The organism is Ancylobacter defluvii (genome assembly GCF_018390605.1).
Lineage (GTDB): Bacteria > Pseudomonadota > Alphaproteobacteria > Rhizobiales > Xanthobacteraceae > Ancylobacter > Ancylobacter defluvii.
This window is the reverse complement of sequence record NZ_JAHBGD010000016.1, coordinates 1-14336: the sequence shown is the minus strand read 5'-3', so window position 1 is coordinate 14336 and position 14336 is coordinate 1. Positions and strand designations below refer to the sequence as shown.

12 protein-coding genes and 2 tRNA genes are annotated in these 14336 nt (G+C 67.5%); 4 read left to right on the top strand and 10 right to left on the bottom strand.

Features of this window, described 5'->3' with window-relative positions:
• The first annotated feature begins 308 nt into the window (after nucleotides 1–308).
• Nucleotides 309–503 carry a hypothetical protein gene (locus KHC24_RS11185; RefSeq protein WP_213363361.1) on the top strand — a complete coding sequence of 65 codons (195 nt, stop codon included), beginning with the start codon at nucleotides 309–311 and terminating at the stop codon, nucleotides 501–503.
• Nucleotides 504–511: 8 nt separating this feature from the next.
• On the opposite strand, the gene KHC24_RS11180 is transcribed toward KHC24_RS11185, so the two are convergent.
• From KHC24_RS11180 to KHC24_RS11160, 5 genes are all read right to left on the bottom strand, one after another.
• Complete coding sequence (locus KHC24_RS11180; protein WP_213363360.1) at nucleotides 512–1225, bottom strand: MgtC/SapB family protein; 714 nt, start codon at nucleotides 1223–1225, stop codon at nucleotides 512–514.
• A gap of 596 nt (nucleotides 1226–1821) precedes the next feature.
• Nucleotides 1822–4653: a valine--tRNA ligase gene (locus tag KHC24_RS11175; protein WP_213363359.1), complete on the bottom strand. Its 2832-nt coding sequence runs from the start codon at nucleotides 4651–4653 to the stop codon at nucleotides 1822–1824.
• Between the two features lie 201 nt (nucleotides 4654–4854).
• Nucleotides 4855–5826, bottom strand: coding sequence for a PopZ family protein (locus KHC24_RS11170; protein WP_213363358.1), 972 nt, complete (start codon nucleotides 5824–5826; stop codon nucleotides 4855–4857).
• A gap of 670 nt (nucleotides 5827–6496) precedes the next feature.
• A complete protein-coding gene (locus KHC24_RS11165) occupies nucleotides 6497–7912 on the bottom strand; it encodes a TolC family outer membrane protein (protein WP_213363357.1) in 1416 nt (471 codons plus the stop codon).
• A gap of 178 nt (nucleotides 7913–8090) precedes the next feature.
• Entirely contained in the window at nucleotides 8091–8753 is a 663-nt protein-coding gene (locus KHC24_RS11160) for a protein-L-isoaspartate O-methyltransferase family protein (RefSeq protein ID WP_213363356.1), read from the bottom strand.
• A gap of 358 nt (nucleotides 8754–9111) precedes the next feature.
• Here KHC24_RS11160 and KHC24_RS11155 point away from each other — a divergent pair.
• The 3 genes from KHC24_RS11155 (at nucleotide 9112) to KHC24_RS11145 (ending at nucleotide 11371) form a co-directional block, all read left to right on the top strand.
• A tRNA-Cys gene (locus KHC24_RS11155) sits at nucleotides 9112–9185 on the top strand.
• A 215-nt stretch (nucleotides 9186–9400) separates the two neighbouring features.
• Nucleotides 9401–11206 (top strand): ABC transporter ATP-binding protein, encoded by a 1806-nt coding sequence (locus tag KHC24_RS11150; RefSeq protein ID WP_213363355.1) that lies wholly within the window; start codon nucleotides 9401–9403, stop codon nucleotides 11204–11206.
• A gap of 89 nt (nucleotides 11207–11295) precedes the next feature.
• Nucleotides 11296–11371 (top strand) — tRNA-Asn (locus tag KHC24_RS11145).
• Nucleotides 11372–11594: 223 nt separating this feature from the next.
• On the opposite strand, the gene KHC24_RS11140 is transcribed toward KHC24_RS11145, so the two are convergent.
• The 5 genes from KHC24_RS11140 to KHC24_RS11120 form a co-directional block, all read right to left on the bottom strand.
• On the bottom strand, nucleotides 11595–12098 hold the full coding sequence (locus KHC24_RS11140) for a hypothetical protein (RefSeq protein ID WP_213363354.1): 504 nt from the start codon (nucleotides 12096–12098) through the stop codon (nucleotides 11595–11597).
• Nucleotides 12095–12535, bottom strand: coding sequence for a hypothetical protein (locus KHC24_RS11135; protein ID WP_213363353.1), 441 nt, complete (start codon nucleotides 12533–12535; stop codon nucleotides 12095–12097). Before KHC24_RS11135 ends, KHC24_RS11140 begins: the two co-directional genes overlap by 4 nt.
• 12 nt (nucleotides 12536–12547) lie before the next feature.
• Nucleotides 12548–12676: a hypothetical protein gene (locus KHC24_RS25415; protein ID WP_276515471.1), complete on the bottom strand. Its 129-nt coding sequence runs from the start codon at nucleotides 12674–12676 to the stop codon at nucleotides 12548–12550.
• A 124-nt stretch (nucleotides 12677–12800) separates the two neighbouring features.
• Nucleotides 12801–13037 (bottom strand): integrase core domain-containing protein, encoded by a 237-nt coding sequence (locus KHC24_RS11130; RefSeq protein WP_213363352.1) that lies wholly within the window; start codon nucleotides 13035–13037, stop codon nucleotides 12801–12803.
• 878 nt (nucleotides 13038–13915) lie between these two features.
• Nucleotides 13916–14336 (bottom strand): isochorismatase family protein (locus tag KHC24_RS11120; protein ID WP_213363351.1); only part of this gene is annotated, 421 nt, incomplete at its 5' end.

Here is a 14336-nt window from a genome sequence, read left to right as displayed (position 1 = left end):
GGCGGCTTCACGGCGTCGCCGGTCCCGGCTCCACTTAGGGTGGCGAATGCGTGACACTGTTGCACATGTGTCACGACCGGCGGTAGCGCCGAACGCCCCCCACCGCTCCCCGCTTGCGCTTAGGCTTAAGTTTTTCCTGCCGCGTGGCGCCGCCGCCGCCGCCGAGATGCCCGGCCGCCGCCCGCCTGATGCCGGCCGTCCGGCACCGGGCGGGGCGGCGTCATCAGCATGTCACGCGCCGTGCCGAAGGGGTTGCGTCAGTATAGGCTGCAACGGCGCGGCGAAGACCGCGGCCAAGGAGGATGAGGATGTCGAGCGGCAATATCGTGGAGCGGTTGCGGGCCATGGCGGCGAATCTCGACCAGTTTCCGCGCGACAAAATCGAGGACGAGCTGTCCGAGGCCGCCGATGTGATCGAGCGGCTGCGCGCCGAGCTCGACAAATATCTGCCGCCGGTCGAGGCGCCGGCTCCGTCGCAGTCCTCGCCGGCCAATGGCGGCTGAGTCCGGCCTTATTCCCCGGCGCTGCGGAACCAGTGCGCCGAGGAGACGCCGGCAAGGCCGCGCAGCCGCGCCGTGAGCGCATCGAGCTCGGCCCGGCGGGCGGTGGTGGAGACCAGCCGCGCGGTGATCTCCACCATGTCGTTCGGCCGCTCCACCGCCTCGATGTCGGCGGCCGGATAGGCGGCCTCCTCCAGCTGTTCGGCGAGCCGGGCCTGCAATGCCGTCGCCTCGGCGGCGGCGCCGAGCAGGATCACCTCATAGCTGGCCTCGGTCTCCTCGCCCTGCGGCAGCCGCTCCAGCCGACGCACCAGCGGGCGCAGCAGGGTGTTGCCGGCGAGCACGAACACCGTCAGCGCCACCGACTGGGCAATCAGGTCGGCCCCGGCGCAGGCACCGACCGCCGCCGAACACCACAGCGTCGCGGCGGTGTTGAGACCGCTGACATTGGCGCCGTCCTTCATGATGACGCCGGCGCCGAGAAAGCCGATTCCCGAGACCACATAGGCGATGACGCGCACCGCGCCGCCGGCGCCGTCGAGATGCATCGCCATGTCGACGAACTGGCAGGCGCCGATGGCCACCAGCACATTGGTACGCAGACCGGCGATGCGCTGGCGGTATTGCCGCTCGGCGCCGATCAACGTGCCGAGGACGAAGGCGACCACGAGGCTGATCAGCGTGCTGGCGAAGTCGCCGAGCTGGAACGAGGCGATGAACGGCATGTCGGTCCTTCCCGCTCGGCGGGCGGAGGACCCGCCCCTGCCGGTTCCGCCCGGCGGATCCTACGCCCGGCGTGCTCAGGCCTCTAGACCGGCGGAGATGACGGTTCGATGACGCCCGGTCGGGGCGCACGCGCCGGTGACGCTCCCCCATCGGCATCCCGGATGGCCAAAGGCCGAGCCGGGATCGCCCCGGAAGCCGGAGAGCGATCCCGGTCCTGCGTTTCGCGGCGCCTGTCCATGGGCAGGGCCTGCATCCTTCGAGGCTCGCCGGCGCTCGCACCTCAGAGTCTGACAGGTATTCCTCTCCCCGATGGGGAGAGGTGGCCCGCGAAGCGGGTCGGTGAGGGGGAGCTCCCCCTTTGGAATACCGCGAAGCCCCCTCGCCCCAGCCATCTCTACGTCGGGGAGAGGGAGTTCCCCACTCCTTCGGCAACGGCGAGTCAGACTCTCAGGATGAGGAGCCTTGGAAATGCATCATGCGGGACAAGCTTCCTCATGCCGAAGTGCAAGCCCAAGGACTGGATCCGCGAGCCTCGAAGCACGCGGCCCCTGCCCGCCCCGCCCCGCGCGGATGAAGCCGACGCGACGGCCGTCCCTCACCCCACCTTGCCGAGCCGGCCGAGCGCATCGACGATCTTGGCGGCGCGGGCCTGGGCGGCATCGCGGCGCTCGCGCTGCTCGTCGATCACCTCTTCCTTGGCGCGGGCGATGAAGTCGGGATTGCCGAGCTTCTTCTCGATCTTGTCGAGCTCGTCATGCGTCTTGCCGAGCTCCTTGGTCAGCCGCACCACCTCGGCATCCATGTCGATGATGCCGGCAAGCGGCAGCGCCGCCGTCTCGCCCTGCACCACCACCTGCACCGCGCCGGCCGGCGCGGCGTCGGCAAAGGTCACGCCGGAGAGCCGCGCGAGGCGGGTAAGCGCGTCCATCCACACCTCGGTGCGGGTCTGGGTCAGGCTGGAGGCGTCCACCAGCACCAGCGGGATCTGCGCCCCGGCCGGCACGTTCATCTCGGCACGCACCGAGCGGATCTCGGTGACGAGGTCGATCAGCCAGCCGATCTCCTGCGCCGCCGCCGGCGCCTTCAGGCCCGACAGCTTCGGCCATTGCGTCAGCGCCAGCATGGCCGGCCGCCGCAGCCCCTCGCCGGCGGTGAGCTTCCACAGTTCCTCGGTGAGGAACGGCATGAAGGGGTGCAGCAGCTTCAGTATCTCGTCGAGCACGAAGGCGGTGGTCGCCCGCGTCTCGGCCTGCCAGGGATTGTCGGCGTTCATGAACACCGGCTTGGCGAGTTCGAGATACCAGTCGCAGAAGATGTTCCACACGAAGCGATAGGCCGCGCCCGCCGCCTCGTTGAAGCGGTAGGCCTCGATGCCGGCGGTGATGTCTTCCTGCGCCTGCTGGAGTTCGCTGAGGATCCAGCGGTTCACCGCCAGCTCCACCTTCTTCGGCTCGTAGGTCGGCACCCGCGTGCAGCCGTTCATCTCGGCGAAGCGGGCGGCGTTCCACAGCTTGGTCGCGAAGTTGCGGTAGCCCTCGACGCGCGAGGTGGCGAGCTTGATGTCGCGGCCCTGCGCCGCCATCGCCGCCAGCGTGAAGCGCAGCGCGTCGGCGCCGTATTCCTCGATCAGCGACAGCGGGTCGATGACGTTGCCCTTGGACTTCGACATCTTGGCGCCCTTCTCGTCGCGGACGAGGGCGTGGATGTAGACGTGCTTGAACGGAATCTCGCCGTCCATGAAGTGCAGGCCCATCATCATCATCCGGGCGACCCAGAAGAAGATGATGTCGAAGCCGGTGATCAGCACCGAGGTCGGGTAGAAGCGCTCCAGCTCGCGGGTCTGGTCCGGCCAGCCGAGCGTCGAGAACGGCCACAGCGCCGAGGAGAACCAGGTGTCGAGCACGTCCTCGTCGCGGGTGATGAGGCCGCCGGCCTTCTCGGGATGCTTGGCGTAGTCCCGCGCCTGCTCGTCGGTGATGATGCCGGCCTGCACGCAATGGGCAAGCGCGCTCGCGAGAGCCGCCTCCTCGGTCTCCTCGACGAACACCGAGCCGTCCGGCCCGTACCAGGCCGGGATCTGGTGGCCCCACCACAGCTGGCGCGAGATGCACCAGGGCTGGATGTTCTCCAGCCACTCGAAATAGGTCTTCTCCCAGTTCTTCGGGACGAAGCTGGTGCGGCCGTCGCGCACCGCCTTCAGCGCCGGCTGCGCCAGCGTGTGGGCGTCGACATACCACTGGTCGGTCAGCCAGGGCTCGATGACGACATTGGAGCGGTCGCCATGCGGCACCGTGTGGGCGTGCGGCTCGATCTTGTCGAGCAGCCCGCGCTCGTCCATCAGCGCCACGATCGCCTTGCGCGCCGCCTCGCGGCTGTGGCCGCTGAGCGCCAGCACCGCGTCGAGATCCGGCCCCTCGACCGCGCCCTCCAGGAACTCGGCATTGCCGGACAGCGTCAGCCGCGCCTCGGCGTCGAGCACGTTGATCATCGGCACGCCGGCACGCTTGCCGACCTCGAAGTCGTTGAAGTCGTGCGCCGGGGTGATCTTCACCGCGCCGGTGCCCTTGGTCGGGTCGGAATAGGCATCGGCGACGATCGGCACCAGCCGGCCGACCAGCGGCAGACGCACGAATGTGCCGACCAGGCCCCTGTAGCGCTCGTCGTCGGGATGCACCGCCACCGCGGTGTCGCCAAGCATGGTCTCCGGCCGGGTGGTGGCGACGACGATGTAGTCGCGCGTCTCATACTCGGTCGGGCGGCCCGCCTCGTCGAAGGCGACGGGATGCTGGTAGGTGACGCCGCCGTCGAGCGGGTAGCGGAAGTGCCAGAGATGGCCCTTCACCTCGACCTGTACCACTTCGAGGTCGGAGATGGCCGACTGGAACTTCGGGTCCCAGTTGACCAGCCGCTTGTCCTTGTAGATCAGCCCCTGCTTGTAGAGCCGCACGAACACCTTGAGGACCGCGCGCGACAGCCCCTCATCCATGGTGAAGCGCTCGCGCGACCAGTCGCAGGAGGCGCCCAGCCGCTTCAGCTGGTTGATGATGGTGCCGCCGGATTCTTCCTTCCACGCCCAGATGCGCTCGACGAAGGCGGCCCGGCCCATCTCGCGGCGGCCGGGCTGCTGGCGTTCGGCGAGCTGGCGCTCGACCACCATCTGGGTGGCGATGCCGGCATGGTCGGTACCGACCTGCCACAGCACGTCCTTGCCGCGCATGCGCTCGAAGCGGGCGAGCACGTCCTGCAGCGTGTTGTTCAGCGCATGCCCCATATGGAGCGAGCCGGTGACGTTGGGCGGCGGGATGACGATGCAGTACGGCTCGGCATGTACCCGCTCGGGACGGCCGGCCTTGAAGGCATCGGCCTCGACCCATGCCTGATAGATGCGGCCTTCGACGGCGGCGGGATCGAACCTGTTGTCGAGCATGTCGGCTCCGGGGGCACCACGTGAATCGATGCGACAGAAAGCGGAGCCGGGAGCGGGAGTCAACATGGCGCCGGTTATTCGGCGAGCGGCCGGAAGCTCCCGGAAACCCGACCGGCAGCCGGTTGGCCGCATCGATGCGTCATCGGCGATGACGCGGCGGGCAATGACGCGGCGGGCGGGGCTGGTGCCCGCCCGCGCCTCTCACTGGCCGTGGCGCGCCACGCGCTCGATCTCGGCGCGCACCAGCCGCTCCACCAGTTCCGGCAGGTTCTCATCGAGCCAGCTCTTCAGCATCGGCCGCAGCGCGTCGGTGACCACATCCTCCATCGAGCGGGTATTGGAGGCGACGGTACGGCTCAGCGCTCCGAAGGAGGAGGCGACCGATTCGCCGGTGGCGCCGGACAGCAGCCGGTTCGGCCGGCTCTCGGCCTCGGCGCGGGCCAGCAGCGAGCGCGGCTCGGCGCTGCGCGAAGCCTCGACGACGGCCGGGGCGTCCTCGGTGGTGCGGCGCTCGGCGAGCGCGGGGGCGACACGCGACGAAACCACGGCGGGCTTGGCTTGCACCTGCATATCGACAGTCTCCGGGAAGGCTTTGGGGGCGAGGTTTTCAACGGAACGGGTCACGGCGGCCATGACCTGTGCGTGCAAACTACCGGCCAAGCCGTCCAGTTCCGCATGCACGGTGCGTTCGACATGGGTGAGGTCGGCCCGCGGCGCGGCAGATGGGACCACAGGGGACGCGGAGGCGGCCGGCGAGGCGACGGGGGCCGCGGAGGCGGCCGGCGAAGGCGTGATCTGGAGGGCAACTGCCTCGGCCTGCGGCTCGTCGCGCGGCACCGGCCGCAGCGAGGTCGGCAGCGGACGCGGGCGCGCCGCGGCGGCTTCGGCCGCCGGCGCCTCGGGCGCGGCAACAGCCGTTTCCACCACGGCGGGCGCGGAAGTGGCCGGCAGCTCGGCTTCGAGGTCGAGCGGGTCTTCCGCGGCGGCGGACGCCGGCGCGTCTTCGAGCTCCGGCGCGGGCTCTTCCTCCGCCGGAGCGGCCTCCACCAGCTCGACGAGGCTGGCGGTACGCGCCGCCTCGGCCTCGCCGGCCACATCGTCCGAAATGATCCGCCTGATCGAGGCGAGGATCTCTTCCATCGACGGCTCGTTCGCCCTCGCACTCACCGACATGCGCTGCATCCGATCCCTGAAACGCTTACTCAAATGACCGACGGACAACTGGTCCGACGAATCATACCTTAACACTTTGTAAACATGCCACTAGCGCCGATATGACACCATCAAGGCGCCACAGCCTTGTGGATGACGGCCTTCCGGCAGCGCCGATGCAGCCCGCCATCGACGTTCCGGCGCCGCCACTCCTTCCGTTACGCTATCGCACGGACCGGCGGAGGGAGCCTAAGCGGGCGCGCCACCCGGGACCCCAGCTCCCCCGCAACCGATGCCTGCGAACGCGTCGCTCTCCGGCAGCCGGCGCTCCGGCAGCAGGCGCTCCGGCTTGATCGGGCGCGCCGGCAGCCGCAGGCCATAGCGATGGCAGCAACACGCCTCGCGGCGGGACCGGCCTGTCGGTCCGCACCTCGCCAAGCCAATGCCTCTCCCCTCACAGATGATCCGAGCCGATGATCTGCGTACCCGATCGGCTCGCCCGTCCGCGAGCCCACCTGCCCGCGATCCGCGAGACGGCGCCTCCTCAGCGCCGCGGTCTCGCCGTCGATCCGAAGCCCTATGGATCGGACGCCCGACCGATCCCGCGCCCGCCGCGCGCCCGAAACGAAAATGCCCGGCGCGAGGCCGGGCATGTCGTCTCTTCGATGTCGGGGCGCCGGAGGCGCCGGCGTCACTGCCCGCCGGGGGTGCGCACGCCGATCCAGGCGTCGCGCACCTGCTCGTAGTGGATCTTCGGGTTGTAGGTCGCGACCCGCAGCGACAGCTTGGCGGCGTTGAGTTCGCCGACCGCCGACAGTACCGCATAGGAGGCCACTACCCGGTCGCGCTGGGCGATGACCAGGCTGGCGCGGGCGTTGAACAGCGCGGTCTGGGCGTTCAGCACGTCGAGGGTGGTGCGCTGGCCGACGCGCCATTCCTCGCGCACGCCGCGCAGCGCGATCTCGTTGGCGGCCACCGAGGCCTGCGCCGATTCGATGGCGTCCCGCGCCGCCTGCAGCGCGCCCCAGTACTGCACGACATTGGCCCGCACCTGGTCGCGGTTCACATCGACCTCGATGCGCGACTGGCTGAGGAATTCCTTGCTCTGGCGGATGGTCGCGAATTCGCCGCCGCCCTGGTAGATCGGCACCGAGAGGTTCAGCGTCGCGGCGGCGCTGGTAGCCCGCTCGGTGGTGGCGGAGCTGTTGTAGTTGGAGGCTGCGGCGCCGTTGAGGGTGAGCTGCGGCGACAGGGCCGATTCCGCCACCTTCACGTTCGACATCGAGGCATCGACCGCGAACTCGGCCGCCTTTACCGCCGGGTGGCGGCCGAGGCCCATCTGGATCGCCGCGTCGACACTCTTCGGCAGCATCGGGTCGATCGGCCGGCCGGGGGACAGCTTGGTCGCCTTCAGCCCGGTCACCTGCAGGAACACCGCCTGCGAGGTGGTCAGGTTCGACTGCGCCTGCGACAGCAGGCTCTGGGCATTGGCGACGCTGGCCTCGGCCTGGGCGACGTCGGTGCGGGTGATTTCGCCGACGGCGAAGCGATCGCGGGCAGCACGCAGTTCTTCCTGCAACGCCGCCAGGTTCTGCTTCTGCAGCTCCACCAGCGCCGAATTCTGCAGCACGTTCATATAGGCGGTCACACCGTCGAGCAGCACCAGTTGCTCGGTGTTGCGCAGCAGCTCGCGCTGCCCCCTCACCTGCGATTCGGCGCCGCGCACCGAATTGGCGGTACGCAGGCCGTCATAGATGGTCTGGCTGATGGTGACGCCGAATCCCGAGGGAAACAGCCGGTTGTTGCTGATCGTGTTGCCACCGTTCAGCAGCGCGGCGGCGCTGCCGGAGGAGACGCGCGTCTCCGCCCACTCGGCGCCGATGCTGGCGCTGCCGAACACCTGCGGCCGGTAGCCGGACAGCGCGATCGGCACATATTCGTCGGTGGCGCGGGTCGCCGCACGCTGGGAATTCAGCGTGGGATTGGTGCTGTAGGCCGAGACCAGAGCCTGATCGAGCGTCTGCGCTGCGGCTGGAAGCGACGTTCCAATGACGAAAACGGCGATCGCGGACGCGACCAGCCTGCCCCCGGTAGCATCAAGCCACATGCTCAAACCCCTACAAACGCGCGACTAAACGGAAGCGGCTACCATTGGCCGCTTCTCATCTATGTATGACGGACTGTCAGAATAGGAGGAGGAAGGGGAGCTGTGAACCGGGAGTAAGCAGCCGGAAACCATTTTGCGGGAGGCAGCGGCAGATCAGCCACAGCCCCCGCGCAAAGCCTTAGAATACAAAGCTCGGCGCCGCCTCGAACCCCGGCAGGGTCGGCACCGCGGCGTCGAAGACGACGCGCGAACCGATACCGCCGGCCGTGTTGGTGAACACGGTGGCGCGGCCGGCGCGGCCGCGGCCGACGACCGCGACGAGTCGCCCGCCGGGCTTGAGCTGGGAGAGCAGCGTCTGCGGCGCCTCGTCGACCGAGCCGTTCAGCAGAATCGCGTCATAGGGCGCCTCGCCCGGCCAGCCGGCGGTGAGCGCCCCCTTGACATAGGCGGCGTTGAGCAGGCCGAGATCGGTCAGCACGCCGGCGCCGCGGTCGGCGAGCTCGGCATCCTCTTCAAGCGCCACCACCTGGCCGGCCAGCTTGGCGAGCACGGCGGTGGAATAGCCGCTGGAGGCACCGACATCGAGCACCAGGTCGCCGTCGCCGATCTCCGCCGCCTGCAGCAGCTTGGCGAGCACCATCGGCTCCATCAGGTAACGTGCCGGAGCGCCCTCCTTCACCAGGAGGTCGTCGTCTATATAGGCGAAGTTGCGCAGCCCGGCGGGGACGAAGCGCTCGCGCGGCGTCTCCATCATGGCGGCGACGATCTTGAGATCGGTCACGTCGTTCGCCCGCACCTGCGCGTCGACCATGGCACGGCGCATCTCAGCGAAATCGATCATTCTGGCGCAACCCCGAACTATTTTCCCGATAACGCCGCCAGAGGCTGTGCGGACAAGGCTCCCTTGCCTCTCGCGGCCCGTCATGAGTAGTGCGACGCACGCCGGCTTGGCAAGAGTTCTTGCAGCCTTCCCGAAGGTCGGACGCCCTGTCGGGGATCCATGCGCGACCTTCCGGCCCGATCCGGCGCCGGATCGGACGTCCGCGCCGGCAGTTGCACCGATCATACACCTCACTGCACCGCACCGGCACAGCACCGGGGACGAGCGGCCCTCCTCCGTTGCCGTCCGCGAGCGGCTCTGTTATGAGGCGCCTCGGCTGCAAGATGGAGACCTCCCCGGAGTGCTCTCCCTCTCCTGCGGCCACGTGGCGGAGTGGTTACGCAGCGGACTGCAAATCCGCGTACGGGGGTTCGATTCCCTCCGTGGCCTCCAACAGCGCACGCGCCGCCGAGATGCCGAAACCGGCTCCGGCGGCGCGTGTTGCGACCGCAACAGGGAGCGGCGGGATGCGCGCCCGCAACGCTCCATCGTTTGACAATGCCGGTCGATCGTCGTTGATGAAGCCGCCCCGCTGAAGCCGCCGCCGGCGGACAGCCCTTGCGGTGCAACGGTTGGTACGCCGTCGCCGCTGTACAAGGAACTGCTTGATGGTGCCATCGAAACTGGCCAATGCGTTTCGCAACATGATCAGCCCGGAGACACGGGATACCGTCGGGCGACTGTTCATGACCGATGGCCGCCGGCACTGGAAGGGCTATGCGCTGTCCTTCGTGTTCATGGGCATCATGGCCGGCACGACCTCCGGCCTCGCCTACATCATGGGCGACGTGATCAACAAGATCTTCGTCCAGCAGAATTCCGCTGCCGTCTGGATCATGTCCGGCATCGTGCTGGCGCTGAGCGTCATCAAGGGTTTCGCCACCTACGGGCAGGCGGTGACGCTGGCGCGCGTCGGCAACCGCATCGTCGCCGACAACCAGAAGCGCGTGCTCGAACGCCTGATGCTTCAGGACCTGAGCTACTTCGCGCGGACCCAGACCGCCGAACTGATGATGCGGTTCAACGCCGGCGCCGAGGGCGCGCGCAACGTGCTGAACCTGATCATCACCAGCCTCGGCCGCGACCTGCTCTCGGTGATCGGCCTCACCGCGGTGATGATCATCCAGGACCCGTTCATGGCTGTGATCGGCCTGATCGTGATGCCGATCGCGGTCGGCGGCGTGCGCAGCCTGATCCGCAAGGTACAGAAGATCTTCACCCGCGAATTCCATTCCGCGATCCAGATCATGGGGCAGTCGCTGGAAGCCTTCCAGGGCATCCGCACCATCAAGTCCTTCAATCTGGAGCCCAGCGTCCGCTTCCGGCTCGACGACCGCATCGACGCGCTGGAGAAGGCGTCGAACCGCATGGTACGCGCCCAGTCGCAATCAGGCCCGCTGATGGAGGCGCTGGGCGGCGTCGCTGTCGGCCTTGTGATCATGTATGCCGGCTACAGCGTGCTGCATGGCGGACGCACGCCGGGCGAGTTCTTCTCGGTGATCACCGCGCTGTTGCTCAGCTACGAGCCCGCCAAGCGGCTGGCCCGGCTGAACATCGACCTCACCGGCCACCTGCTCGCCGCCCGCATGCTGTTCCAGATCCTCGACCTGAAGCCGACGGAGCAGGATCCCCCCGGCACGCCGGTGCTCGAGCTGGCGCCGAAGGGCGGCCGCATCGAGTTCAACGACGTCTATTTCGGCTACCGCCCCGAGGAACCCGTGCTCAAGGGCCTCAGCTTCGTCGCCGAGGCCGGCAAGACCACGGCGCTGGTCGGCCTGTCGGGCGGCGGCAAGAGCACGGTGATGAACCTCATCGAGCGCTTCTACGACATCTCGTCCGGCACCATCGCGGTGGACGGGCAGAAGCTCGACCAGGTGACCCGCCAGTCGGTGCGCGAAGCGGTGGCATTCGTCAGCCAGGACGTGTTCCTTTTCGCCGGCACCGTCTACGAGAACATCCTCGCCGGCCGGCTTGGCGCCACCTATGAGGAGGTCGTGGAGGCGGCGCGCGCCGCCCATGCACATGACTTCATCTCGGGCTTCGTCAACGGCTACGATACCGCGGTCGGCGAGCACGGCGCCCAGCTGTCCGGCGGCCAGCGCCAGCGCATCGCCATCGCCCGCGCCTTTCTCAAGAATGCGCCGATCCTGCTGCTCGACGAGGCCACCGCCGCCCTTGATTCGGAATCCGAAGCCGAGGTGCAGAAGGCGCTGCGCACGCTGCAGATGCACCGCACCACGCTGGTGATCGCCCACCGCCTGCAGACCGTCGTCAATGCCGATCGCATCTGTGTGATCGAGGACGGGCGCGTGGTGGAGAGCGGGCGGCACGATGAATTGATCGCCCGTCGCGGCCGCTATTTCGGCTTCCACCAGCTGCAATTCACCGGGCAGCAGGAGCTCCTCAGCGCCTGAAGATATCCACATGCCGGCCGGATGCGACTTCACAAACGCATCCGGCGTTGCTATAGGGGCCCCCGTGACGGCGACGAGGTCGCCTCCATTCCCTGATAGCTCAGTTGGTAGAGCGTTCGACTGTTAATCGAATGGTCGCAGGTTCGAGTCCTGCTCAGGGAGCCATCTCTTCCAGCCAAGGCGTTGATTGCAAAAGCAAATCAGCATTGGCGATTTAGCTGCCCCCAAAACACCGCTCCTAATTCAATGACCGCCCTTGAAGCCGCAAATTGCGCGACTCGGGTGTTTCCCCTGCCCTCTTGGCTCCATCGTGGAGTCGAACCCGCCTAGAGAGCGCCCCGCCGCACAGACGCGCGGCGGGGCTGGTGGTCACACCATCTGTCGTAGCTCACAGCAGCACCCGGTACGCAGGCGGAAGCTCCTCGCCGATGGCGTGGACCAGCACCTCATGCTTGGCCGCCAGATCGACCAAGGAGCGCGCCGGAGCGGCGAGGATGGCGCGCCCCAGCTCGTCTGCCTCAGACACCGAGCCGCCGTCAGCGGCCAGTAGGCGCCAGTCGGGGAGCCGCGATGCGGACTCGCTCATGTGCCGACCCGCGAGTCGCTCGATATCGGCCACGAAAATCGGCCAGTTCTCGCCCCATGCCTGCGCCGGATCGCCACCCTCGTCGATCACCATGCCCCAGGCCGTGGCCTTCGCCAGCAGGTCGGCGGCGTCGGAGCAGGGCTTGCTGAATAGCTCCTCGAGAATCTGCTCCTCGGCGTCGTTGAGACGCGCCGCGGTCTCGGCGGAGACGCCCGTCCACGTGCGTTTCAGTTGCTTCAACTGCTCCAGCGAGCGCGCCACCGTTGGCCGGTCGTCTTTGGCTGGCTTCTCGACGTGAACGTTCATGACGCCCTCCCGGTCAGCGCACGATCAGTGGCGCCGTCATCGAAACCGCAATCATATTGGTCTGACGCGAAACGAGCGAAGGCCGCGGGGCTCATCGGCTGGGAAACGAGTCCCTTGGCATAGGCCTCGCCCCATTCTCCGAGCATCACGTTGACTGTCGCGGAGCGCATCCCTACGACCTGTTCAATCGCCATTGCGGCAAGCAGATCCTTTGGAAACTCGTCGAAAAACTCCCCGAGGAGGATGCGAGCCCGAGCCGGCGTCACCTCGCCTCTATCGTCATCCTCGCCGACCTCATAGTCCACGGGCGGCTGATCGGCGGGCGCGTCGAAGCGCGGCACCCTTGGCGTGGGTGCGGTGCCGGTCTGTGGCCCGGTGAGGTCAGCGAGCGTGACGGCTTCGTCGACGATGCGGTCGATGTTGATCTGGGCGTTCATTGGGCGGCCTCCTCAGACGATCTCGTAGGCGGTTGTTTCGAGGTCGATCGCCAGGGACAGCAATACGTCCAAGGCTTGGTCCATCATCGCCCGGTCGCACTCAAATCCCTGCTGCCATGCCACCTGGGTAAAGCGGATCATCGTATGGAGTTGGCTCGCAGTGCTCACGAGTTTGTCGTTTAGCCGCCAGCGGGCTTCGCGGTCGTCGTTGTCGGGGGTTAGGGGCTCGTTAACGATTGGAGTTCGCCGCTGCTGGTAGACAGGATCAGGCTGCGGTTTTGACCGAGAGCCGGGCGTGTTGATCCTCGAACTGCTGAGGGCTGAGATAGCCGAGCGCGGAGTGCAGTCGGCTGGCGTTGTAGACCTGATCGATAAAGCGCGGAAGGTCGGCAGCGACATCGTCGAACGTCTCATAGGCCATCGGATAGACGGCCTCGACCTTGAGCGTTTTCATGAAGCTCTCGGCCTTGGCGTTATCATAGGGATTGCCGCGGTGCCCCATCGATCCGACCTGGCCATGTTCGGCGAGGGCTTGCCGGTAGCGTCCAGCCGCGTATTGCGAGCCGCGGTCCGTGTGGTGGATGCAGCCGGGTGGCCGGCTTGTCGTAGTAAGTTGAACGCGCGATCCCCATCAGCCGGCATCCTTCTGCGACCGAGATGCCGCAGGGGCCGGTGACGACGGATGTCGTCGCGCTTCTCGGCCGCGGTCCGCGCTTCAGAGCCCCTTTAGAAACTCGATCTCCAGGGCCTGCCTGCCGACGAGCCGCTCCAGCGCGGCTATGCGCGCCTCGTAGGCTTCGATCGTATCGACGGCGATTGGCTTCGTCGTCAAAGGCGCCGCCCGCGAATTTCTGAATCCAGATGCGGATCAGGTTGCGCGACAGGTCATGTCGGCGGGCAAGGCTATGGAGCGTCTCGCCAGCCAGTTAATCCTGCGCCACCTGGCGCTTGAACTCGATGCTGTCGGTGCGGTGTCGGGCCATGGGCTGTCATCTTTCGAAAGCCCGGCTCCCCGGTCAATTCCCTCTCGTAACGCTGTCCGCCACAAGGGCCGCACTCCAGATAGGGGGGCAGGTTTCCGTGCCGATTGACTTCCCGGATCGAAGACGCCGACCGAGGCCGCCGGGTTGAGCTCCGGCTTGGCCTGCCAGTCGACGGCTATTCGGCCCGTGTTCCGATGAAGCGCCCATCGCTGTGCACGAGCGCCTGCGGTGAAGCCCCCGATTATCACCGGCAGTTGCCAGCCGCGCCCGCTGGAGCGACACAATCGATGCTGGGCGAGCCCACTTTCGGCTGAGCGTCGAGATGGGATGACGAATCCCGACAAGCATTCAGTTCCAACGGAGTGCACCGCGCAGGATCCTCGCCATCCCTGCCAGATCAGCCCTTGCTCGGCACTGGCGTGTGGAGCAACTGCTGCTCCCAGAGATAGGCGATGCCGCTGCCTCCGCCGTGCTGCACGAGCACCTCGGTCAGCTTGGCGGCCGTATCGAGCCGGGCCCAGTCGCGCTGCCATTCGCCGGCCACAGCCATCCAGGTCATCACATTCGCGCCGGCGGCGATCATGCGCTCTATGGCGACCTCGTGCGCCTCGACCGAAACGCCGCCGGACGCATCGGTGACCACTGTTACATCCCAGCCCTCGCCGAGAGCCTGGATCACCGGCATCGCCACGCACACCTCGGTCCACAGGCCGGCGATGATCAATTGCTTGCGGCCGGTCGCCTTGACCACGTCCACCACCTTCGGGTCCTGCCAGGTGTTGATGAGCGTGCGATCGATCACCTCCTGGCCCGGAAAC